At 57.7% G+C, this 21,981-nt stretch carries 20 protein-coding genes and 1 tRNA gene; 2 read left to right on the plus strand and 19 right to left on the minus strand.

What is annotated here, in order from left to right; translation table 11 throughout:
- Position 1: 1 nt before the first annotated feature.
- From mltG to AC6HU3_RS01140, 19 genes are all read right to left on the minus strand, one after another.
- A complete protein-coding gene (mltG, locus tag AC6HU3_RS01050; RefSeq protein ID WP_497473959.1) occupies positions 2 to 1,018 on the minus strand; it encodes an endolytic transglycosylase MltG in 1,017 nt (338 codons plus the stop codon).
- Between the two features lie 11 nt (positions 1,019 to 1,029).
- The gene (locus AC6HU3_RS01055; protein ID WP_497473960.1) at positions 1,030 to 1,647 is read right to left on the minus strand and encodes a hypothetical protein; all 618 of its coding nucleotides are present in this window, start codon (positions 1,645 to 1,647) and stop codon (positions 1,030 to 1,032) included.
- The gene (cutA, locus tag AC6HU3_RS01060) at positions 1,644 to 1,973 is read right to left on the minus strand and encodes a divalent-cation tolerance protein CutA (RefSeq protein WP_497473961.1); all 330 of its coding nucleotides are present in this window, start codon (positions 1,971 to 1,973) and stop codon (positions 1,644 to 1,646) included. The genes AC6HU3_RS01055 and cutA overlap by 4 nt, the downstream gene beginning before the upstream one ends.
- Positions 1,957 to 2,406 (minus strand): CoA-binding protein, encoded by a 450-nt coding sequence (locus AC6HU3_RS01065; RefSeq protein ID WP_497473962.1) that lies wholly within the window; start codon positions 2,404 to 2,406, stop codon positions 1,957 to 1,959. The genes cutA and AC6HU3_RS01065 overlap by 17 nt, the downstream gene beginning before the upstream one ends.
- A gap of 85 nt (positions 2,407 to 2,491) precedes the next feature.
- A complete protein-coding gene (locus AC6HU3_RS01070) occupies positions 2,492 to 3,835 on the minus strand; it encodes a transglutaminase-like domain-containing protein (protein WP_497473963.1) in 1,344 nt (447 codons plus the stop codon).
- On the minus strand, positions 3,832 to 4,917 hold the full coding sequence (locus AC6HU3_RS01075; RefSeq protein WP_497473964.1) for an LVIVD repeat-containing protein: 1,086 nt from the start codon (positions 4,915 to 4,917) through the stop codon (positions 3,832 to 3,834). The genes AC6HU3_RS01070 and AC6HU3_RS01075 overlap by 4 nt, the downstream gene beginning before the upstream one ends.
- Before the next feature lie 86 nt (positions 4,918 to 5,003).
- A tRNA-Ile gene (locus tag AC6HU3_RS01080) sits at positions 5,004 to 5,080 on the minus strand.
- An 83-nt stretch (positions 5,081 to 5,163) separates the two neighbouring features.
- On the minus strand, positions 5,164 to 5,904 hold the full coding sequence (locus tag AC6HU3_RS01085) for a DUF3108 domain-containing protein (RefSeq protein ID WP_497473965.1): 741 nt from the start codon (positions 5,902 to 5,904) through the stop codon (positions 5,164 to 5,166).
- Entirely contained in the window at positions 5,901 to 6,380 is a 480-nt protein-coding gene (locus AC6HU3_RS01090) for an HIT family protein (protein ID WP_497473966.1), read from the minus strand. Before AC6HU3_RS01090 ends, AC6HU3_RS01085 begins: the two co-directional genes overlap by 4 nt.
- Positions 6,377 to 7,558 carry a glycine C-acetyltransferase gene (locus tag AC6HU3_RS01095; RefSeq protein WP_497473967.1) on the minus strand — a complete coding sequence of 394 codons (1,182 nt, stop codon included), beginning with the start codon at positions 7,556 to 7,558 and terminating at the stop codon, positions 6,377 to 6,379. The genes AC6HU3_RS01090 and AC6HU3_RS01095 overlap by 4 nt, the downstream gene beginning before the upstream one ends.
- 14 nt (positions 7,559 to 7,572) lie before the next feature.
- Positions 7,573 to 7,869, minus strand: coding sequence for a hypothetical protein (locus AC6HU3_RS01100; RefSeq protein ID WP_497473968.1), 297 nt, complete (start codon positions 7,867 to 7,869; stop codon positions 7,573 to 7,575).
- Between the two features lie 15 nt (positions 7,870 to 7,884).
- Positions 7,885 to 9,933, minus strand: a complete 2,049-nt coding sequence (locus AC6HU3_RS01105; protein WP_497473969.1) for an ATP-dependent helicase — start codon at positions 9,931 to 9,933, stop codon at positions 7,885 to 7,887.
- 246 nt (positions 9,934 to 10,179) lie between these two features.
- Positions 10,180 to 10,479, minus strand: coding sequence for a hypothetical protein (locus AC6HU3_RS01110; RefSeq protein ID WP_497473970.1), 300 nt, complete (start codon positions 10,477 to 10,479; stop codon positions 10,180 to 10,182).
- A gap of 57 nt (positions 10,480 to 10,536) precedes the next feature.
- Positions 10,537 to 15,678, minus strand: a complete 5,142-nt coding sequence (locus AC6HU3_RS01115; protein ID WP_497473971.1) for a hypothetical protein — start codon at positions 15,676 to 15,678, stop codon at positions 10,537 to 10,539.
- The gene (locus AC6HU3_RS01120; RefSeq protein WP_497473972.1) at positions 15,675 to 16,463 is read right to left on the minus strand and encodes a hypothetical protein; all 789 of its coding nucleotides are present in this window, start codon (positions 16,461 to 16,463) and stop codon (positions 15,675 to 15,677) included. Before AC6HU3_RS01120 ends, AC6HU3_RS01115 begins: the two co-directional genes overlap by 4 nt.
- Positions 16,464 to 16,864: 401 nt before the next feature.
- A complete protein-coding gene (locus AC6HU3_RS01125) occupies positions 16,865 to 17,668 on the minus strand; it encodes a hypothetical protein (RefSeq protein ID WP_497473973.1) in 804 nt (267 codons plus the stop codon).
- Between the two features lie 186 nt (positions 17,669 to 17,854).
- Positions 17,855 to 18,079 (minus strand): integrase core domain-containing protein, encoded by a 225-nt coding sequence (locus tag AC6HU3_RS01130; RefSeq protein WP_497473271.1) that lies wholly within the window; start codon positions 18,077 to 18,079, stop codon positions 17,855 to 17,857.
- A gap of 32 nt (positions 18,080 to 18,111) precedes the next feature.
- On the minus strand, positions 18,112 to 18,744 hold the full coding sequence (locus AC6HU3_RS01135) for an IS3 family transposase (protein ID WP_497473272.1): 633 nt from the start codon (positions 18,742 to 18,744) through the stop codon (positions 18,112 to 18,114).
- Complete coding sequence (locus AC6HU3_RS01140; RefSeq protein ID WP_497473649.1) at positions 18,741 to 19,121, minus strand: transposase; 381 nt, start codon at positions 19,119 to 19,121, stop codon at positions 18,741 to 18,743. The genes AC6HU3_RS01135 and AC6HU3_RS01140 overlap by 4 nt, the downstream gene beginning before the upstream one ends.
- Before the next feature lie 199 nt (positions 19,122 to 19,320).
- Between AC6HU3_RS01140 and AC6HU3_RS01145 the strand changes: the two genes are divergently transcribed.
- Both AC6HU3_RS01145 and AC6HU3_RS01150 read left to right on the plus strand, forming a co-directional pair.
- A complete protein-coding gene (locus AC6HU3_RS01145) occupies positions 19,321 to 21,000 on the plus strand; it encodes a hypothetical protein (RefSeq protein ID WP_497473974.1) in 1,680 nt (559 codons plus the stop codon).
- Entirely contained in the window at positions 20,997 to 21,797 is an 801-nt protein-coding gene (locus AC6HU3_RS01150) for a hypothetical protein (protein ID WP_497473975.1), read from the plus strand. Before AC6HU3_RS01145 ends, AC6HU3_RS01150 begins: the two co-directional genes overlap by 4 nt.
- Positions 21,798 to 21,981 lie beyond the last annotated feature (184 nt).

Here is a 21,981-nt window from a genome sequence, read left to right on the forward strand (position 1 = left end):
GTCACCACCCCAGAAGCTTTTTGGACAGGGCCTTGTATTTCAAATGTTCCGCAAAGGTCCGGGCGAAAAAGTGTCGTCCCCCCGGTGCCGCCACAAAATAGAGATAGGGCACGTCCGCAGGATACAGCACGGCACGGATGGAGGATTCGGAGGGGGAAGCGATGGGGGTCGGAGGGAGACCGGGGTTGCGGTAGGTGTTGTAGGGAGACAGGACGTCCACATCCTCAAACGTGGGACGTTTTCCGGTGGGGAGGATATACTTGATGGTGGGGTCTGCGGCGAGGGGCATCCCCCGGCGGAGCCGGTTGTGAAACACGCCGGCGATGATGGGTTTTTCATCCTCCCATATGGCCTCTTTCTCCACAATGGAGGCGAGGGTGAGCACTTCGTGCAGCGTCCAGCCCATGCTGTCAGCCCGGGGTTTCAGGACCTTCCAGCGCTTCATCAGCTCGTCCACCATGGATTCGATCACCTGCCGGGCCCCCACACCCAGGGCGAAATAGTACGTTTCAGGATAAAGATAGCCTTCCAGATGGGGCAGGGTGTCGGGAATCTCGGGGTATTTCCGGTGGAGGTTCTGGATAAGGTGGGGATCCTGGGTGCGCGCCAGGAACGTGTCGGCGGGAATCAGGAGGGAGTCTTCCACAATCCGGGCGATCCTTTTCAGGGTGGCCCCCTCCGGAACAGTGATCCGGACAAGATACACGCTCTGGGGCCGGAAGGCAAGGGAAAGGACGATTTCCGCAAGGGGAGCCGGACGGGTGAACACATACCCTCCCGCCCGGATTCGCCGATCCAGTCCCGTGGTTCGAAGAAGGGCATACATCATGACCGGATGCCGAAGCACGCCCTTCTCTTCAAGGAGATCCACCACCTGGGAGGCCCGCGCCCCCTCCGGGATCAGGATCCGGACCTCCTCTTCGCCTTTCACCAGGAAGAACACACCATACAGCCATGCGGCCAGAAGAAGAAGGAACGTGAGAAATGCGGCGTTCTTTCCCACTTCTCGGGGAGACATGGTCACGGGGTTCAGGACTCGTCGTCCTCGTCTTCCGCTTCGGCTTCTTCGGCAAGCTGAACGGGTTCCGCGTGGTGGATGAACACCTCGTATTCCATCTCGTGGAGGATGCTGGCAAGGCGGTCAAACCGTTGAGAGGGGGCGTCCTCGCACTGAAACACCTCCACGCGGCCTTCCACCTTCCAGGGGATTTCGGAAGGCCGGAACATTTTGAGGAGCACCTTGCGGATGCGCAATTCGTGGACGGGATCGTCATACCGGGCGATGAGATAGCGGGAGGGATATTGCATGTTCTCATCCTGGAGGGGCGAGGCCTCCTGAAGAAGGGCAACCCGGACGAAAGGAATGGACGACACGCCCGGCAATCTCCGTTTCCGATAGCGGAACACCCGGAGCACGTTCCCCGTCGGAATGAGCTCCACAAGCCCGGCACGGGCGTCCTGGAAGTGGATGTTGGACGACCGGGGAATCCGCGAAAGTTCCCGCAGTTGTCGGGCGTATTCCCGGTTCCGGGTTCGGCGCAGAAGATCCAGAACCTCACGGATCTGGAGGTTCAGGTTCTCCACCCGCTCATACATCTGCTCCAGGTCCTGATGGATCTGCTCCAGATCCTTTTTCCGCTTCATCATCCCCGGGTGACCTCCTCAAGCCATGCAAGATAGGCCGGATGGCCCCCCACCACGGGAAGGACCAGAAACTCCGGAACCTCGTAAGGGTGCAGGGCGACCAGTCGCTCCCGCAACGCCTCCACCCGATCCGGATGGGTTTTCAGGATGGCGAACACCTCTCCGTCCTCCACCATCTCCCCTTTCCAGCGATACACCGACTGCACGGGAAAGCGGGAGATGCAGGCCGCTAGGCCCTCTTCCACCAGGGTGGTCACGATGGACCGGGCGGAGTTTTCGTCCGGAAAGGTGGTGAACACCACCACCGCCCGTTCAGGACGATCCTTCATGGCCCTTTTCTCCAAAGAGGCGGACGTATTCCTTGTACATGCACCGGTCCTGAATCACAATCAGACCGGCCTCTTCGGCTTTTTTCGCGGCCTCATCGTGACGGATCCCCTCCTGGAGCCAGAGCACCTTGACATCCCCACGCTGTTTCAGGCGTTCCAGCACCTGATCCACCACCTGGGGGATTTCGTGGGAAGGTCGGAACACGTCCACAATGTCAATGGGTTCGGGGACGTCCAGAAGGGTGGGATAGGATGTGCGTCCCAGGATTTTCTCGTGGAAGGGGTTCACCGGAATCACGTTGTATTTCCGGGCGATGAAAAAGGCGGGAACCCGCCGGGCGGGCTTATCCGGGTTGTTCGACATGCCCACCACCGCGATGGTCCGGTATTCGGTGAAAATGTTCCGAAGGAGATCGTCCGTAATCGTGGTCATGGTTGCACCTCCCTTTGCCTGTGGAGGGAAGTATAGAGGACGGGCAAAAGACTTTCAAAATGCGGAAAAATCCGCTGATTCCGCGCTATTCCACGACGATCTGAAGACGGCCCACCAGGGGCATGATGAGGGACTGTTTTTCCAGACTTCCCCGCTGGAGCATCACGTGGTTGGTGCGGGCCGGAAACTCGCCCATGACAGGATCCACCCAGACCCACTGGCCGTTGAGATACAGGGCGTCCCAGGCGTGATAATAATAGGCGCCGTTCTGATACACCAGACCCACGATCACCTCGGTGGGAATCCCCAGCGCCCGGGCAAGCCCGCCGAACAGGGTGGCGTGTTCGTTGCAGTCTCCCTGCATGGACTGAAGAACTTCGGTGGATGTGGGAATGGTCACAGACGGGACCTTGCTCAGGCGGTCAAACACCCAGCGAAGGAGGGCTTCTGCCATGGCCACGGTGTCCGTGAGCCCTTCGGTGATCTGGCGGGCGAGGTCCTGGACCACAGGATCAGAGGGCTGGAGATAGGGGTCATCGGAAAGGTACGGCGTGAGATCCTTGACCGTGTCCCGTTCTGTTGGACGCCAGGGGTCCCGGAACCGGATTTCCACCCAGGCGGTGTCTCCCCTCCGTCGAAGAAGCCGCTGGGGACCGAAGTCCAGCACCACCTCATCTGTCACAGGAAAGATCTTGAGCACCAGACGATGGGCCCGACCGATTTTGAACACGCTGCCCTGGGGACGGATGGAATAGCGTTCCAGAAGATTGACAAGCTTTTCGGGCAAACTCACTTCGTTCCGGGGCTTTCGAACCGCTTTCAGGTCCAGGTCCCCGGAGAAGGCAACGACCACTCCGTTTTCCACCCGATAGGTCGTCTGTCCCCCCGTGTGCACAAGGGCAAAGCCTTCGGAGGTTCTCCGGATCACTCCCGGCGAAAGGTTCAGAACGGACGGATCAAACACCCGAACGGATTCCTCCTTCACCATGCCCTTTTCGATCATGGGGATCAGGAGAGCGGGGAGAACCAGACGATGCCCTCCCAGGGAGAAAGTCCGGGTCACCGTGTTTCCTGAGGGGGTTGCAAGGCGAATCTCCAGACTGTCCTGCCAGATGCGCCCCTCCATGTCCACCTTCTGGTCCGTGGTCTCCATGGAAAACCGGAACTGTTCCACCTGCATCCGGCTGTCGGTGACCGCCCACAGGGTGGTCCGCATTTCCTTCGCAGCACCCAGCATATTCACCCGGATGTGGAAGGTATCGTTGATCACCCAGCCTCGTTTGGCGGGGTGGTAGGCCACCACCTCGTAACCCACGGGAGATCCTTTCAGGGTGATGGAAAACGCCACCTCCCCTCCCCGCAGAAGTGCGGGATTTACCATGAAACCAAGAAGGGGCCAGACAGTGAACCAGCGGGGAACGATCTTCATGGGATCACCACCTTGATCGTTTGATGCCCTTCCCGCACGACAAAGGTTCCGGAAAGGCGATGGACGCCCGGCTTGAGCCAGCGCATCCGCCCCAGGGGGTCCACCACCTGGAGAGCCCGATGGACCACCAGCGCGCCGGGACGCAGGGTGAACAGACGGACGCCCGCCTTTCCTCCCTCCTCCTTCACGCCGGTGGGCGTGAACTGCCAGACATCGGAGGAGGCACCGGCCGTATACACATAGGCACTTCCCAGAGAAAAGGACGACACGGCCACATCCTGATAGGTTCCTGCCAGAAAACCCACCCGGGTGCAGGAGGCGGGGTTCAGAATGTCATACACGCTGACGCCCTGGTTTTCTTCGATCAGGAAAACGTACTGGGGAGAACGGTAGCGAACCCGTATCACCGGTGCGGATGTGGGGCACTGGCCGAGGCGAACGGGCGAAGACGGGGTGTTGATGTCCCACACTTCCAGTCCCTGATCGGTGCCTGCAAAGACCCAGAGGTTGACCGAATCCAGATCCACCGCGCGGGCGGTGGCGCCGAGGGTGGCCGTTCCCGCCTCCACGACACTGGAGGGATTGGTCACGTTCAGGATCCGCAGGGCGGTGCCTCCCACGACATAGGCAAAATCTCCCCACACCCGGAGATCCTGAAGCACGCCGCTCCAGCTTCCCATGAGGGAGGGGAGGTACGGATTGGTCACATCGTAGATATCCATACCCGAAGGGGTGGCGACATAGGTCACGGTTCCCCGGGCGTCGATGGCCAGGGCGCTTCCCCCGGTGGTGTACGCAGCCTGGATCTGGGAGGGATTCCAGACATAGAAGACCTGCATGCCCGAGTCCGGTGTGGCCATCACGAGCACGTCGTTCCCGGAAAAGGCGAGATCCACCCCCTGACCGGACGGGATAGAATCCAGGGCGGAAGGGGTTGAGGGGAAAGACACGTCCACGCTGTACAGGTGGGATGTGCCACCCACCCAGAGGGTGCTGGAGAAAAGGCGCAGACCCCATGCTGCATCCCCCACGGGAAGGGGGGCCACAAACTGAAACCCCTGAGCCACCATGAGCCAGATCATGCCGCTTCTCCTGTTGTGCAACGATATTATACACCGTCCCCATCGGGGCTGCAATCACAGGGGGTGGGGAAGTGGAAAGAGAACGGTGGTGGGCCCGGGTGGAATTGAACCACCGACCTCACGCTTATCAGGCGTGCGCTCTGACCGACTGAGCTACGGGCCCAGTGGAAGCGTTATCATTATAACCTCGGGACAGGGACCTGTCAAGGTAGGCCCCCCGCGGGGCGTAGGGCCTTCCCGACCCGGTCAGGGCTCCACGAGCGCCGGCGTGTATTGCTTCAGCCGGCCCTTGAGGGTCCCGAAGAAGAATTTGGCCGTGATTTGAACGGGGATTCGCCAGGCGTCGTCCGTGATCCAGACGAACATGTCCCCCGACGTGTTCAGGATGTTTTTCCCTTCAAACTCGGGCTTCAGCACGAAGGTCGGCATGGGCACGCCCTGAAGAACCAGGGTATCCCGGCGGACCACACGCACCGGGAGAACGCTGGACCGGTGGTCCACATGATAGGGAAGGAAAAGGGTGTCGCCCACATCCAGGGAGTCCACCAGGCGGACGTAATAGAACACCGAGAGGGGGTCCAGGGCGCCAGGGGGAACGTCCCGCACCGTGTCCGGATCTTTGCCGGGGGAAACGTAGACGGCGAAGGAATCTTCGGAAAAATAATCAATCACCCGCTGATAGGTCTTCCCTCCCTCCCGGAGGTCTTTCTCATACCGGAGGCTTGCCCGTCGGGCAGTGTCCATCCAGGAATAGATCCAGTCCGCCACCGTGTAGACCCAACCGAAACTCCCGGCCGTTCGGGCAAACAGGGAGAGTTTATAGGCGGTTCTTCCCCTCAACGTATCCAGCCCGTGACTGCGGAGGGTGAGTTCTCCGGCATACAGAAAACCGAAGTGGACGTCCATGACGATGGTTTCCCCCCCCGCGAGGAGGGCCTCCACCCCCGTGTTCCAGCCCGTGAGGGCAAGCAGGAGGAGCCCGGTCATGAAAGGGCTTCCACGAGCCGGCGATAGGTGGCTTCCAGGGCTTCCGGAATCACCTTCGTGTCGGCGATCACGGGCATGAAGTTGGTGTCCCCCTGCCAGCGAGGGACAATATGGAGGTGGAGGTGCTGATCAATGCCCGCCCCGGCAATTCTTCCAAGGTTCATTCCGAGATTGAAGGCGTGAGGCGAAAACACCCGCCGCAGAAGTTTGAGGGCTTTCTGGGTGAGGTGGTCCATCGCCAGGAGTTCGTGATCCTGGAGGTCTTCATAGGCGGCCACGTGGCGAAGGGGAGCCACCATGAGATGGCCGGTGTTGTAGGGGAATTTGTTCATCATGAGGAGGGCGTGATCGGTGCGCACAAGCACAAGGTTGTCCACGCCGGGTGGCTCCTGGGCCACCCGGCAGAACAGGCACGTGTCCTCTTCGTCCACGCTGGAGAGATAGACCATCCTCCAGGGCGCCCACAGAACCTTCATCCGATCACTCCGAGCTCTTTGCCCACCTTTTCAAACACCCCCAGGGCGAAATCCAGGTCTTCCCGGGTGTGGGTTGCCGAAAGCATCACCCGGATCCGGGCTTTCCCACGAGGAACGGTGGGATAGCCGATGGCCTGGGCAAAAATCCCTTCGTCAAAGAGCCGGCGGGAGAATTCCTGAGCGAGTTTGGCTTCGCCCAGCATCACCGGCGTGATGGGCGTGACGCTCTTGCCCAGATCAAATCCGAGTTTGCGCATCTCTTCTTTGAAATAGCGGGTGTTCTCCCACAGACGGTCCACCAGTTCGGTGGACTCCGCCAGAATGTCCACGGCCGCAATACAGGCGGCCACGTCCGGTGGTGTGACGGCGCTGGAGAACAGGAAGGGCCGGGCTTTCTGCCGGAGGTATTCCACCAGTTCCCGGGACCCCGCCACATAGCCCCCCACCACACCAAAGGCCTTGGACAAGGTTCCCACCTCCACGTCCACCCGCCCATGAAGGCCAAAGTGATCCACAATCCCCCGTCCGCCGTGGCCGAGCACACCCTCGCCGTGGGCGTCGTCCACCATCAAAATGGCGCCGTATTTCTCGGCAAGATCGGCGATCTCCGGAAGGGGAGCGATGTCCCCGTCCATGGAGAACACCCCGTCCGTGACGATGAGCATCCGCCGGTATTTGCCCTGGGCCTCCTGGAGTTTTTTCTCCAGGTCTTTCACGTCGTTGTGGGCATACCGGATGATCTCCGCCCGGGAGAGCCGGCACCCGTCAATGATGGACGCGTGGTTCAGCTCGTCGGAAAAGATGGCGTCTCCCCGCCCCACCAGGGCCGGGATGGTGGCAAGGTTGGCGTTGAACCCGCTCTGAAAGGAGATCACCGCTTCCGCACCCTTGAAGGCTGCAAGTTTCTCCTCAAGTTCCAGGTGCAGTTTCATGGTGCCCGCGATGGTCCGGACGGCGCCGGGTCCCACGCCATAGGTGTCAATGGCTTTTTGGGCCGCCTCCCTCAACGCCGGATGGTTAGCAAAGCCCAGATAGTTGTTGGAGCACATGTTCAACACCCGCTTGCCGTCCACCACGATCCAGGCACCCTGCGGGCTTTCCAGGGTGCGGATGTGGACATAAAGCCCCGAATCCTTGAGTTCCTGAAGTTCTCCGGGGATGAAATCCAGTCCGGGCATGGTGTCCCTCCCTGTTAGCGGCGAAGCATCTCTTCAAGGTCCTGAATGAGTTCCCGGTATTCGTAGATTTCCTTGATGAGCTTTTCCATCTGTTCCCGGTCGCCTTCTCCCTCTTCCCGCTCCAGACTCTCAAAAAACGCCTGCCCCAGGCGCGCATACGCATCCCGCAGCTCTTCCCGGAGACGGATCAGGTGATACCGGGTGCGCAGTTCGTCCATGGCCTCCCGGGCCTTGGTGGCCGTCTCCTGGGCAAACTGGCGAAAGAACTCCCGCCACACGCGGAGTTCCCGATGAAGTCTTGCCTCATTCATCATTCTCCTCCTTGTTCAGGCCGGCTGGAGATAGTCAGCCAGAATCACACGGACCTTGTCCTGAAAACGGACCCGGATCTGGTCCCCCTCCACCGCCAGGACCTTGCCAAAGCCGAATTTCGGATGAAACACCCGGCCCCCCCGCGCGAAAGGTGAGGTACGCCGCACGGGTTTTTCTTCCTGGGGCTTCTGAGGGGCAGGGGCAAACCCTTCCAGGTGAAGGGGCTCTTTGAGATGATCCGGAATCTCCCGAACAAACCGGGAGACCTCCAGGTGGGGATACCACCGGCGAATCCCCCGGGTGCGGGCAGAAAAGAGATAGGCCTCTTCTTTTGCGCGGGTCAGGGCCACATAGAAAAGGCGGCGCTCCTCCTCCACCTCCGATCCCACCGCGTTCTGATGAGGAAACACCGTCTCTTCAAGACCGGTGATGATCACCACGGGGAATTCCAGGCCCTTGGCCATGTGTACGGTCATCAGGGTGACCGCGTCTCCGGGGAGGGGCTCGTCCATGCTGGTCCACAGGGCGATGTGCTCCAGATAGTCCGCAACGAGTCCCGGCGGGTTTTCCTGGGCAAACCGGGCCATGCTGGCAAGGAGTTCTTCCACATTCTCCCAGCGCATCCGTCCTTTCCGCTCGTCCCCATCATATGCCTTGATATACCGCTCATAACCGACCCGTTCAATGATCTCCCGGGTGAGGTCCGCCACGGGAACCTCCCGGGCCTTTTCCCGAAGTTCATCAAAGAAGGCGTGCAGGTTCCGGAGGGAGGTGGAAGGATGCCGGGCCATGGCATCGTGGAGGGACATCCCTTCCGAAGCCGCGAGTTCCATCAGGCTTGCCTGGGTGCGGGGACCGATTTTGCGGGGAGGGACGTTCAGGATGCGAAGGAGGGAGATGCGGTCGGAAGGCTGGACGATCACGCGGAGATAGGCAAGAAGATCCTTGATCTCTTTCCGTTCATAAAACCGGGTGGCCCCCACCAGTTTGTAGGGGATTCCCATCCGGCGGAAGGCTTCTTCCAGAGCGCGGCTCTGGGCGTTGGTGCGATACAGGATCAGAATCTCCCCCGGCGAACGGTTCAGATTCCGGATGAGGGTGGCCACGGCCAGGGCTTCTTCGTATTCATCCCGGGCCTCAAAGAAACGGATGGGAGAACCCGTCTCGTTCCGGGTGAACAGGCGCTTGCCCAGGCGCTCCCGGTTGTGGGCGATCACCGCGTTGGCCGCTTCCAGGATTTTCTGGCTGGAACGGTAGTTCTCCTCAAGATAGATGATCCGGGCACCGGGAAAGTCGTTCTGAAACTCCAGCACGTTCCGGATGTCGGCGCCCCGAAAACCATAGATGGACTGATCTTCATCCCCCACGGCAAACAGATTTCCGTGGATTTTGCTCCACCGTTTGAGGAGTTCATATTGAATCCGGTTCGTGTCCTGATATTCGTCCACGTGGATATATTCAAACCGCTCGGCAAAGCGGGTTTCCACCTCGGGGAAGCGGTCAAAAAGTTCCAGGGTTTTCACAAGGAGATCGTCAAAGTCCATGGCCCCCATATCCCGGAGGGTTCGCTCATAGGCCCGGGCGAGTTCCACATCCTCGGGGTCCATGTCCGTGAGGCGCTTCTGTTTGTATCGGGAGAGGAACTCCAGAAAGGCTTTGCGATCCCGACCTTCCGGGAGGAGGTCTTTCAGGATCCGGCGCTGATCTTCCCGATCCAGCACCACGAATTCCCGGGGATAGCCGAGAAGGTGGGCATGTTCCCGCAGGATCCGGAGTCCCAGGGCGTGAAAGGTGCCGAGCCACAGGGCGCGGGCCCGCGCGCCGACCAGGCGTTCCAGGCGCTCCCGCATTTCCTGGGCGGCTTTGTTGGTGAAGGTCACCGCCACCACCCGGCTGGCCGGGACATCGCGGGTGGCAAGGAGATAGGCGATCCGGTGGGTGAGGACCCGGGTTTTCCCCGAACCCGCGCCCGCCAGCACAAGCACCGGTCCGTCCAGGGTGGTGACCGCTTCTCTCTGGGCTTCGTTCAGATTTTCAAGAATGAGATCGGTGGAAACGCGCATGAACTCCATCCTCTCGGTTTGTCGGTTCTGTGGGGAATATACAGCACCCGGCACGGAACGTCAGCGCACGCTGAGTGAGCGACGACGCCCCTGAAGGATCTTCACAGATCCCCACCCGAAAAGAGAAAAAACATAATACTTACTCGCCTTTACCCACCGGCGCCTTCCCACACTCCCAGCGCGACGGTGTGGGTGTATCAGGCGACCATGTTCATGTTTCGCGACACGAGAAGTGGACTTCTACGTTCAACCGGCCTTGTACCGGGATAGGCGTTTTTCAGCCTCTTCCCGGGACAAAATCTCCAGAGTCTTCTTCCGGGCCTCCAGAATGCGCTGAACGGCCAGAATGCACGAAACCGGAAACGTCCACCGCGTGATTTTTCCGAGGGGCCCCTCATATTCGGAAAGGGGAAAAGGTTCATCGTCCGCGATCGCGTCAAAAGCTCGAAGCGCCCACCAGTTTCCCTGCTTGCCTTTGCCATAGCCGAGTTCTTGGTGCTGCGTGAAGACGATGAATTGCTCCTTCTCAACGTACCCCCATGCCATTTCCTGTCTCCTTGCCATCACTTCAACGTTTGCCTGCTCTTCCCGGTCCCTTTCCGCTCACGGCACCACGATCCGTCCCCGGTCCACACGATCCCTCCACCTCACCTCCACCACGTGCACACCGCCTTTCAGCACCTTCCCCAGATCCCGCTCCACATACCCCCCTTCCCTCATCACAAGCCGCTCCTCATACCGCTTCCGTCCCACCACATCCCACACACGAATCAACACCTCCCCACCGTCCGGCACACCCACCCGCAGCACGCCCTGCCGCATCAACCGACCCCGATCCCAGCCGAACCGGACCACCGGACGCACGTCCTCATCCATCACCCCACTCTGTCCTTCGCCCCGCCCCACCGACGCCAGAACCTGACCACTCCCGAACAGGGCAATCCGACGAAGGCCCACCGCCTTCCCTTCCTCACCCCACAACCGGAGCTTCAGCGTGTCCCCCGCGCCTGAACACACCGGCAGCCGTACGCCCTTCCACACACCCGATTCCACCGGGATCGCCTCCGCCCCACACCCCAGAAGTTCCGCCCACACCGTGTCGCTTTCCACCTTCATCATCAAAAGATCCACCACGCCCTCAAAGCCCGAAACCGGAATGGCATACACCAGCGTATCCCCCACGTCCTGTCCAAACGCCTCTCCTCCCGTCGTTCCGTCCCGGGCCACAAGCCACCGTGAAGGGGTTTCTCCACCGAGCACTTCATACGCCACCCGGTCGGTCCGGAAACCTTCAAGGGGAACAGGGAGATCGCCCCACACCATCGACCCCTTCACCCCGCCGAAGCCCGCGTGGATCACCAGACCCGAATCGTCCGGAAGCACCGTCCCGATCTGAATCCTGGGGGCCACAGCCACCACAAACCCGCCTTTCCCGGCTTCCTCCACCACCAGACGGGTGTTTTCCCCGTCGTTCAGCGTGGACACCCGCCACAGCCCGATCCAGGACGTATCGGGATTTCCGCCGAGAAGGGAAGGAGGCCCTTCCTGGCGAGACGCTGGAGCGGGGGAGGTGCTCCAGACATAGCCGAGGCTGGTGCTGTCGATGGCCACACCGCCATACAGGCCCGGTCGGCGGCGGGCGGTGAAAAGGTCCAGACGATACCGGGTCCGTCCGGTCCGAAAGTCCATCCCCGCATACACCGGCTGAACCTCGGCATGGGCCAGGCCCGGAAGGCCCAGGTCCACGGTTCGATACACCCGGTTGTTGGCCACATCGATCACAAAGGCCTGGACGCTGGCCGTGGAATCTTCCGGCGAGCACACGACCACCGCATACCCCACCGCCTCCTCAAGATCACAGGCACGGAAAGAGCCAGGGAGGTCCAGGGCTTCCTGCCCTACCGTCTGATACCGCCAGCCTCGTGTGTTGTGATGCCCGTCATCAAACCTGTACACGACGCCGATCCCCGGCGAAAGTCCTGCGATGTCCACGTAGGGAAAGTCGGTAAAGTCCCTATTGATTCCCACCTGCTGCACACCGGATGCCACTTCCCAGATTCGGATACCGCTTTGTCTGTTCGACTCGAGCCTCCATGGAACGGCCACCCAGAACCGGCCTACACCATCTGACACGCTGAGGGGACCCTTGAGATCTTCCTTCCCTCCAAGGGTATCCAGAACGGTGGAGGTGTATCCTGACCCGCCGTCCCAGATCACGGCGCGGATGGCGTGAAGACCCGCGGTATCCTCAAACACCACCCACAGCCGCCCGAGACTGTCTACACCTGCACCCATACCATGTTCCTTCACCACGCCCTGAAGGGGAACGGTGATCTCTCCCACCCCCGTCCACGTGTTCCCGTTCCGCTCGTACCGGCGGATATAAAGGTTCCCGTTCCCGAGGAGCTGGGCTGCCCACACGGTGTTCCCCTGTTCGGCCACCACAGGTGGGATGGGGACCCAGGGGGAATCCACCCGGGTGGTCACGCCTGCCGACACCCACACCGGCCAGTTGAAACACCGGGGACGGCTGTCTCTGAAACTCATGAGATACCCGAAATATGAATAGGCCGGTGCGTTCTGGTTGATCCAGGCAAAGGCCAGGGCGTTTCTTGTGAACCGTTCGGCACTGGGCAGGCCTATCTCCCCGTCCAGCGCGTGTTCCGCATACCCCACGTTCCGGAAATTGGGCCCCGAAAGGACAAGCCGAAACGCGGTATCCGGCCCGAACGCCCGAAAACTCCGAACACGGTATTCAAACGCCTGGCCCGGAGAAAGCACGTCCTGGACCAGTGTCGCCGTGGAACTCCACACCGTGTCGATTACGCTCCAGGAACTCCCGCCCGGCGTTGTCCGTTCGATCACGAATCCGCTTCCTTTGGCAACGTTGGGGTAATAGGCCAGCCGGATGTTGATCTTCGTGGAATCGCTGCAGTCGCTCCAGAGGGGAACATGGCCGGGTGGGTCGAGAATCCGGAGGGTTTCGCGGGATGGAGGTGGTGGGGAAGTCAACGCACGGTTTCCGTTGGGGCCGAGGGGTCGGCGGGAATAAAGGTAGAGGATGACGGTGTCATCCAGGGTGGGGAAGGCGTTCCAGAGGGGGACGTTCCAGGGGATGGTGCCGGTTCCGGAAGAGGAGGTGCCCAGGATATAACCCCGGCCGGAGCCGGCCATCTGGATGCTTGCGGCCACGTGAACGGCCCAGGAAGGTTTGTTGTTCCAGGAGATCTGGATGCCGGAGTCGGTGATGGTGGCGGCGTCGAGGGTGGGGTTGGGGACGATGAGAGTATCGATCCACACAACGTCGGAGTAAAAATGTTGGTTGGTACCGTTGATGACCGTGTCCCGTGCAGCGTACAGGCCGATACGGATGGCGTTCGTCCCGGTATTCGGTGGTATATGATTCCATGTGCTGTCGGACCAGGCGATGAACCCGCTCGTTCCGTTGGCATCAGCAATCTTCTGACCCCACGCAACCGTATCCCCATCCCACGTCCTTAACCAGAAGGCCACCGAATACCGCGTCTCATAGGACGAACGATCGACCCACGAGAACGCCAGCCCCGAATCGGTGATGGTGAGAGAGGGATTGCCGGGGGCGTTGAGTTTGGGTTCCACGGGAAGAACGTAGGGCCAGTAATGCTTCGGGTCCTGAAGGGGATCTTCGCCCGGACGACATACAGGGTCACCGTTCTTGAAATACGTCTGATAAAACACGTTGTTGTGGATCTCCGGACGCGTCTGATATGGTCCACGATAATCCGATTTTAGCATGGGATGAAAAGCCGACCAGTTGTTGATCTCCGCTGTTTTCACTTCCCAGAACAACGTATCCCTTCTTGCAGGCGGTCCCTGAGGCGCAAGCCAGTCCGAAAGATCCACCCGCAAATGATTCCAGCCACCCCGCGGATCCTCCGCCTGATATCGACCAACGAACCGAAAATCCAGCGAATCCAGCACAACGTTCGTATCACTCACCGGCTTCACATACACCCGTGTTGGTCCAAACGTGATCAAATCATAATTCAGCCAGACTTCCTTCCGCCAGTTCTGTGTGTCTTCCACATAGACAGGGGTATTCGTGTATCTCAACGTTGCCCGACCCGACGATGGATCGTATCTTCGAAAATCCAGACGAAAAACCCCCGGTTGAGGAAACACATTCCCCTGCACATCCCACATCCCTCCAAGCACCCCCGCTTTCCGTGAAAACACCCACCTCCCATTATAGTCAAAGTACCTTCCCGATGACGGCCCCGCCGCAAAACGATCCATATACACCGCCTTCCACCCCGGAGAAAGAAGAAGCCGATATTGCCCCTGGTAACTCGATCGCTGATTGGGAGGCAACACCGTGCTGTAACGCTGCCACGCTGCAATATGTCGTCGATACCGCTGGTATTCCTCCTGATCCAGATCCACCGCACACGACGCAAGCTGGTCAAATTTGGTCGTGTCCGACAAATAACTCATCCACCCTCCAGGAAGATCATCAATACAGTCAAAATTCAACGCAAAAGGCTGAATCGGAAGGGTCATGTTCCGTAGACCATATTCGATCACCTCATCGTGCAGAAGCTTGTCCACAAGATACGCCACCATACCCAAGGTAGCCAAAGCTCCTGAATACGGCGGAGGCAAAAATCTCGAGACCCATCCCACCAGAGCACCCCAACACAGATCACTGGTACCCACATAAGGAGCCAAACGATTGGCTTCGTGTTCTTTCACATCCCAAAAACTCCACTCCGGATGCAGCATCGCCCATCCCACGTTCGTCACATCTGTTGCATTCGTTTTCTCGTAACCCATGACAAGAAATGCCAGAATCGCTGAACCTTCAAGAAGAGCTGACAACCGCTCCGCTGTCATCCCGCTCGCACGATATCCCACCCCATGAAATGCTTCCACAAAACCCTGCACCCATGGAAGAATCGTATCCTGATACATGGACATCCAGTGCCGACCATCGCGCCTGTACACTTCCATCGGCCCGTATTCCCCGGGAACAATGGATCCATTGGTAATCAGATTGATCCACATCAGCTTCAATGGCGTTGCCACTTCCGAAGGAGGAATAAAACTTGGCGACATCGTCTCAAAAAAGATCTCGTAGATCTCAAGGAAACTGTTCCCGTCTTCCGGAACAAACCCAAGAAGGTTATACCCATAACCTGCATGAGCAGGCTGATACACCATATGCACAAACAAATCCTGAATCACGTGAGCATAGGCGCCATAAATCAGGGCCTTCTTCTTGGGGGACCAGTCCGTGCGTGACCGCGCATACTGCACCATCTGCCATAACCTGGCTACGTTGGCATTCGGCGGCGGATCATTGGGGTCATTGAAACGAATCAGCCGCAGCCGATTGGTGTTTTGCCTGTCGACCAGGGTGGAATAGGTGTTCTCTTTGATCCGAAGAGGAGCCTCCACATCCACACACGGAGCCTGAATCTCATACAAATTCTTCACGATCTTCGCAGCTCCCCGTTGACTCGCTTCATCCAGAAGATCGGGCAACATCGCCCCCCACAGATAGGCGTGCCACGTCATGACCGCATTAAATCGAGTCCAGTAGTCTCCACTCCACAGGTCCATCAAGGCCTGGTAGAACTCAGGATCAACACTTTGCCATACCTCGGGCGTCTTCCATGTAAGATAAACGTGTTCGGGAAGACTCCATGCATTCAGAATCGATATCCCTCCAAGGAGCATACCGACAGACACACCCCATGACCTCATGGTGTACCTCCCGGTTCCACAAACGTCAACAACACATCCCATTGCCCAAACCGTTCCGCCTCATCGTACAGATTTTCTGTCCACACCACCGCAAATCGCCTCCCCACGCTATCCCACGCCGGTTGAAACACCACCGGCGGTCTTCCCTGATCAAACTTCCGGATGACCCGCGCAGGGCTCCAGCCTGATCCATCAAAAAATCGCACCGCCATGTTGAGCGTATCCCCATCGGCCCCTTCCACATGACCCCAGTACACCACAACGGCCTCTCTTTCTCCTCCCACGGTCGCCACGTCATAAGCCCCGTAATTCGCCGGTCTCGGCACCTCGATCCAATCTCCCTTTTGCCCCCAGTAACACACCACTTCCACATCCCTCGGCGTGGGATCTGTACCCCGGAGCAGGCCACAAACCCACACCCGTCCCTGAAACAGGCTGATCCCGTGAGGTGCCGCATCCATTCTCCCCACCGGATAGGTTTCCCATGTTCCTGATGGTGTGCGAACCGAACATTGAAGCACATCCCCAAACCCCGAGGCTCCCCACACCACATGCACCCCGCCCGTTGAGTCCACGGTCATGAAGGGATTGAGTCCGATGGGAACGTTTTCTTCATACACATCCCACACCCCATCGGGCGACCTTGAGGCATAATGCCCTCCCCAGATCACATGCACCCGCCCCGCCGGATCCACACCCACACGCGCCTGTTGGATCCCAATGTTGTTCGCTTTCACGGTCTCCGGAGCCATCCAGGTCCCATCTACGTCTCGCATGCGATACATCACCATCATAGGTGGATTAATCGCCGTTGTATCATCCATGTATTCCTCCCACACCACATGCACCCGTCCCCACCGGTCGACGGCGACAAAACACCCCCATGTCGGTCCCGTTGAAACTGTATCCACATCTGTCCATTCTCCCTGAATCCGTGCACGAAAAACACACCTCAGATTGCCGTAATCATACGCTGACGTCGTCGATCCCCAAACGAGATAAAGATTCCCTCCCGAGTCTGAAACCATATCGGGAGACGCGGAATATAGCGTATCACACGACACGTTGATGGGATCTCCGTTCAGACAGCCCTGATTCGTTGAAGGTTCCTCCTTCGTCGGCGCGGAACACCGCATGCCGAGAGAAAGAACCGTCAAAACCAGAACCAACCATCCCCGCCTTTTCGTCATGTCTGGAAGGTAAAGAAAAACTTCCGAAAATTCAAGCCCCCGCGCTCTGACCGCGGAACGAACCTCGAGATGGCGTTCGTTCCGGTGCCGAACGGAATGTGGTTCCACGTGCTGTCTGTCCAGGCGATGAAGCCGCTCGTGCCGTTGGCATCAGCAATCTTCTCGTCCCACACAAGGGTGTCTCCACGCCACGTTCTTAACCAGAACCTCACCGAATATTGTGTCTCATAGGACGAACGATCCAGCCAGGTGAAAGAAAGTCCCGAATCGGTGATGGTGAGTTGAGGATTGCCGGGAGCGTTGAGGCGATCGACAAGAAAAGGAGCCGCCACCCACACGGTGTCATTCAGCCACTGTTCAGCCCACACCGTGTCCTCCGATCCCACAGGGTTGAGTATGCCTTGCAACGTATCCCCGTTTTCTCCCCACGGATGGATTCGAAGAAGCCCGGTGGAAAGTTTCACCCCCACGCGTCCCACCTGAGAACCAAGAACAGGATTGTCCCACCAGACCCGTACGCGCTCTTCATCCAGCGCCTCCGCATGGACCACCGGCCGCGCAATCGGATGGCCATATAACGTCACTTCCGCCATCTTTCGAACAGGATGCTCTGAATGCAGAACTTCCCATCCATTCAGAAAAGAAACGATATCTTCGGGTTGATAGGTACTCAGGACCGCCTTGATTTTCAGCCCTGGCTGTTGTTGTCCTGGAAGCCGCCCATATCCCTCATCGTCCAGGATCACACCGTCCAGGTCCGGGGTGGTGTCGTGATCCCAGATATCCCAGAAAACCTGCATCACGGCGCCTTCCACAATCGTTCCATCCGTGTTGTTCAGATCGCATCCTACCCGAGCCGGATACCATCGACCGTTTTTGTAGTAAGAATAATACGGTTCCGGGTACACATTACTCCAGTGGTAAGCAACATGATATTTCGTTGTCCCGTCCGGCTATATGTTTACATCCGGAAGGGGGGAGTCGGTTCATGATGGCCTCCCGGATGCTTTGATGGCTTCAAAAGCTGGAATGACAACCTCTCCTCTGTACACCTCCTCCGGTGTCGCATACCCCAACGCCTCGTGAGGACGATCCGTGTTGTACAGCCTGATCGCCTCTTCCACCGCCCGACGCAACGACCCCTCGTCCGGAAATCCCTCCCCAAGCCCATACTCCCCCTTCAACGTCCCAATCGCCCGCTGGGCCCCCACGGCGTTTCCTTCAGGAAACGCCGTGGGGTACTCTACGCATTCCCCTTCCGACCCATGCTCGCCTGAATTCCCTGCCTTTCCAGATACTCCACGTACCGCCGGTTCGTGTACTGCACCCCATGGTCGCTGTGATGCACCATCCCCTCCCGCTTCCACAACGCGCCTTCCACCGCCATCTGCAGTGCCTCCAGCGCATAGGTCCCCTCCAGGCTCCGACCCACCCTCCATCCCACGATCTTCCGGCTGTACAGGTCCATTACAACAAACAGATACCGGAAATCCCCGCCCACCGGCAAAAACGTGATATCTGCCACCCACACCTGGTCCGGACCCGTGACCCAGAAACCCTTCAGACGATTGGGAAAAGTCTGATCTCCGGATCTTGTGGTCCGAACCCGGGATCGCGGGGATGGCACCGTCAGATCCGTCTCTCGAAGAAGGGCATACAGCCTGTCCCGTCCCATCCGGATCCCTTCTCGTTCCAGAAAGGGCTTCAACTTCACAAGAAGTTTTCGCCCGCCCATCCGGGGGTGCTTCCTCCGGATCATCTGGACCATGAAGATAACCTTCTCCTCCTCTTCTCGCCTTCGTTTCTCCCGACGCTTCTTCTGATAGTACGCCTGGCGGGTGATCCCCATGGCTCTGCATACGGCTTCCACCGTCACCCCCGGTCCTCCTTTTTCTCTCGCCCGTTCGATGATCTCCGTCCGTTTTTTTTCGCGAGGTCCTTTCCATACGTCTCCTGATAGATCTCCAGCGTACCTTCCAGAACGGCCTTTTCCACGGCCAGACGGGCGATGGTTTTCTCCATCCAGGCAATCCGGCGACGGAGTTTCCGGATCTCGGCTTCGGCGTCGTTTTCCGTTCCCGAAGTTACAGGTGGATGCACGCTGTATTGCTCAATCCACCGCTTGATCGTCATGGTGCCTCCAATGCCATACTTCCTCCGGAGGGATGATAGCGAAGCCCCTTCCTCATATTCCCGGACCACCTGAAGTTTGAAGGCTTCCGTGTACCGTTTTTTCTTGCTTTTTCCAGACATTTCTTCTCCTCCCCCGACCCCCCTATGATACACCCAAAAATGTAAACGTTTTTCCGGACGGGTCACTCGCAACAGCGGATGGACGGCCATTCCCTCCCCCTTGACGGGGGAGGGTTCGGGTGGGGGTGTCCATGAGGTTTACGGTTTGAAAGGTTTTGCGTAAATTAAACATGGAGACGTGAAACAAGGAGGTTGGGTCATGCATCGGTGGATGTTGATGGGAGGGGTGGTGGCTATGGTTTTTACCCTACCTTCCAGGGTCTACGGGCAATCCATGCAACCTGAAGACTACACCTGTAGCAAGGTAAGAGGCACCAGCAAAAAGTTGAAGCTGTCCGATATTCAGAAGGGATGGGACGATGTGAAAAGAAGGATTAAGAGCAGAGAACAGGCGCTTGAGTATTTCAGAAAACTGCAGGATTACTCGTTCCAGGAAGCGATGGAGACAGGAAGATACGCATCAACCTGGATCAGCATTGCTTTTCGGGTTGTGGGGCAATATTTGACCTGTGAGGACAAGCTCAAGATTATTCAAAGGGATCTGGAGTTTTACAGGAAGCATGAGGATATGCTTCCCGAGACGTATCCGTGGCAACTGAAAGGCATGGAGTGTGCGAAGGACTTTATTCGATCGGAGTTGAAGAAGAAAAACCTGAGCCGGATGTACCGGGGATGGCTCATCGTCCAGGCAAGCTATTTCTGGTATGAAGAATTCAGAGATTCCCTCCTCGCCGTCGCAAAGGACAAACGATACCCATGGGGCGTGAGACAACTCGCCGTCTTGAGTATTCCTCTGCATGACACCTCGGAAAAAGTAATCCAAACTCTCGTTGAATTGGCAAACGACAAAACGAAGTTTAAAATCCCGGTCGGTGGACGCGTGAAGCCAAAACCTATGAAGGACTGGTATCCTATACGGGAAGTAGCAATCATTACTCTGTATTACATGAAAAAACAGGATCGCCTTCCAGAGAGAATCCGTAAAGAATGGGAATCTTATGAAGTTCCTAAAGCTCAGAACAGACCCACCCTTCTGACACAGAATTCACCACCTTTAAAGAAACGTGCCCTTGTCCCGGTAGCAATTTATTATGCCAAAGATGCCGAAGTCCAGCAAAACTGGCCTGCATGGTATTATTACTGGAAGCAGGTGATTGCAAATGCGGTTGGATTTCCCGAACACAAAATCCTGTACCTTACCTCCTCATACCAGTGTCCCCACAGGGGTTCCAGAGACGTTATTGGCTGTTATTTTCTGGGGGGCGACGCGGTGTACGTCACCCCTCTTGCAGCGGAAGCGGATGGACCTTATGGAAGCGATCGTCGGTACGAAGGGATTGATCTGATGGGGGTAACGGTACTGCATGAAAAAGCTCATTACGACTATTTCTGGACAAACTGGGCTCCATTGCTGCAGGATGAGAATGGGGGAATCGACCTGAACCGCATTCCACTGTTTGATCACGACAGAGATTTGATGGTGGATTCTCTGGAACCCAACACGGTGATGGTGGGAAATGCACAGGTGTGGTTTAACCCACGTAACCCCCAAACGCACAGGTTTTATATGCAACCTGTGGATGACAACGAACTGTGGGCGTATTTGCACGAGTGTCTCTGGGAAAAAGGGAGTGTGGATCATCTGGACTGGTCATGGGGGCCATACAGCAAACAGAAGAACCTGGAATTGCCCCCGGTTCTCACCGATCCCGAAGTGATCATCATCAAACCCACTTCAGACCAGGATCGGAAATGGGTCTGGGGAAAACCCGGTGAAAAGCTTCCTCTCCTGGCTGAAGAACGGCTGGAAGGGGTTTACGATTCACAGGGTTTGGTCTATCTTGATAAGACAACCGTCCAACCAGGAGGTTTGATATGATCCTTGCATTCTGGGTATGGATGATGGTGGCTGAACCGCCGACGCCGGGAGCACCTCCGAAATCCAGAGTTTTTGTCCTCAAAAACGGAGTGGAAGTTCATCCCCTCCCCGATGGCATTGCGTTCATCCAGAACGGAAAAACTCTCCATAAGTATACCTTTCGGGAACTGGGAGGCGAGCCCAAGGATCCATGGTGCAAGGCATTCTTTGTAGACGACCTGGAAAACGGGACAGTACTGATAGGATTTTGCGAACAGTTCCTCGGAGCCGAAGGAGGACAACGTGGTTCGGTAGCATGTTACTTCACCGATAAAGGCGAGAAGAAATGGTGCGCAAAAGGAGACTTTTCCTCATGGTATGCAGATACGCTTGCCAGGTTTTTCGTGGGAGGACCCATTTCCACGTGGCCTGAAGGACCTGTTGAGGTTTTCAGCGAGAAGAAGCATATCGTCCTCGAAGGACGGGGGTATTTCGATGTTATCTTCAGAGATTCTCTGATCGTGTTTGATTTCTCGGATTTGCCCTTAAACTGGCGTACCTCAGGATCGGCTACCCGTCAACCCATGAAAGAGGTCCTTGGGCTCCTTTTTCAGGACGAGCAGGTATTTGTAGTGGACACATTCCTTCCCGATGACTTCTACAACGTAACGGATGCACATGTTTCCGATAAGGAACTCATCGTAATCCTTCGACCGCGAACTAAAAAAATTCAAGGTGAAAAGGTTCTTCGACTTTCATCCTTTCGCCCATTGGAAGAAGACACGTTGAAATTTTCCCCACCTGGAGGCAACCCATGAGCGGAACCGTGATGTTGACTCTACTGCTTTATCCCTGGCCTCTGCTCCCACAAACTTCTCAACATTCAATCTCTGGCACGGTTGGAGAATACCGTGCAAATCCCCCGCATCTCCACTCAGGTGTCGATATTCCCGGCTCATTTGACGTATACGCACACGAAACGCTTGTGGTAAGGTATGTTGC

The sequence above is a fragment of the Caldifarcimen microaerophilum genome (assembly GCF_055387105.1).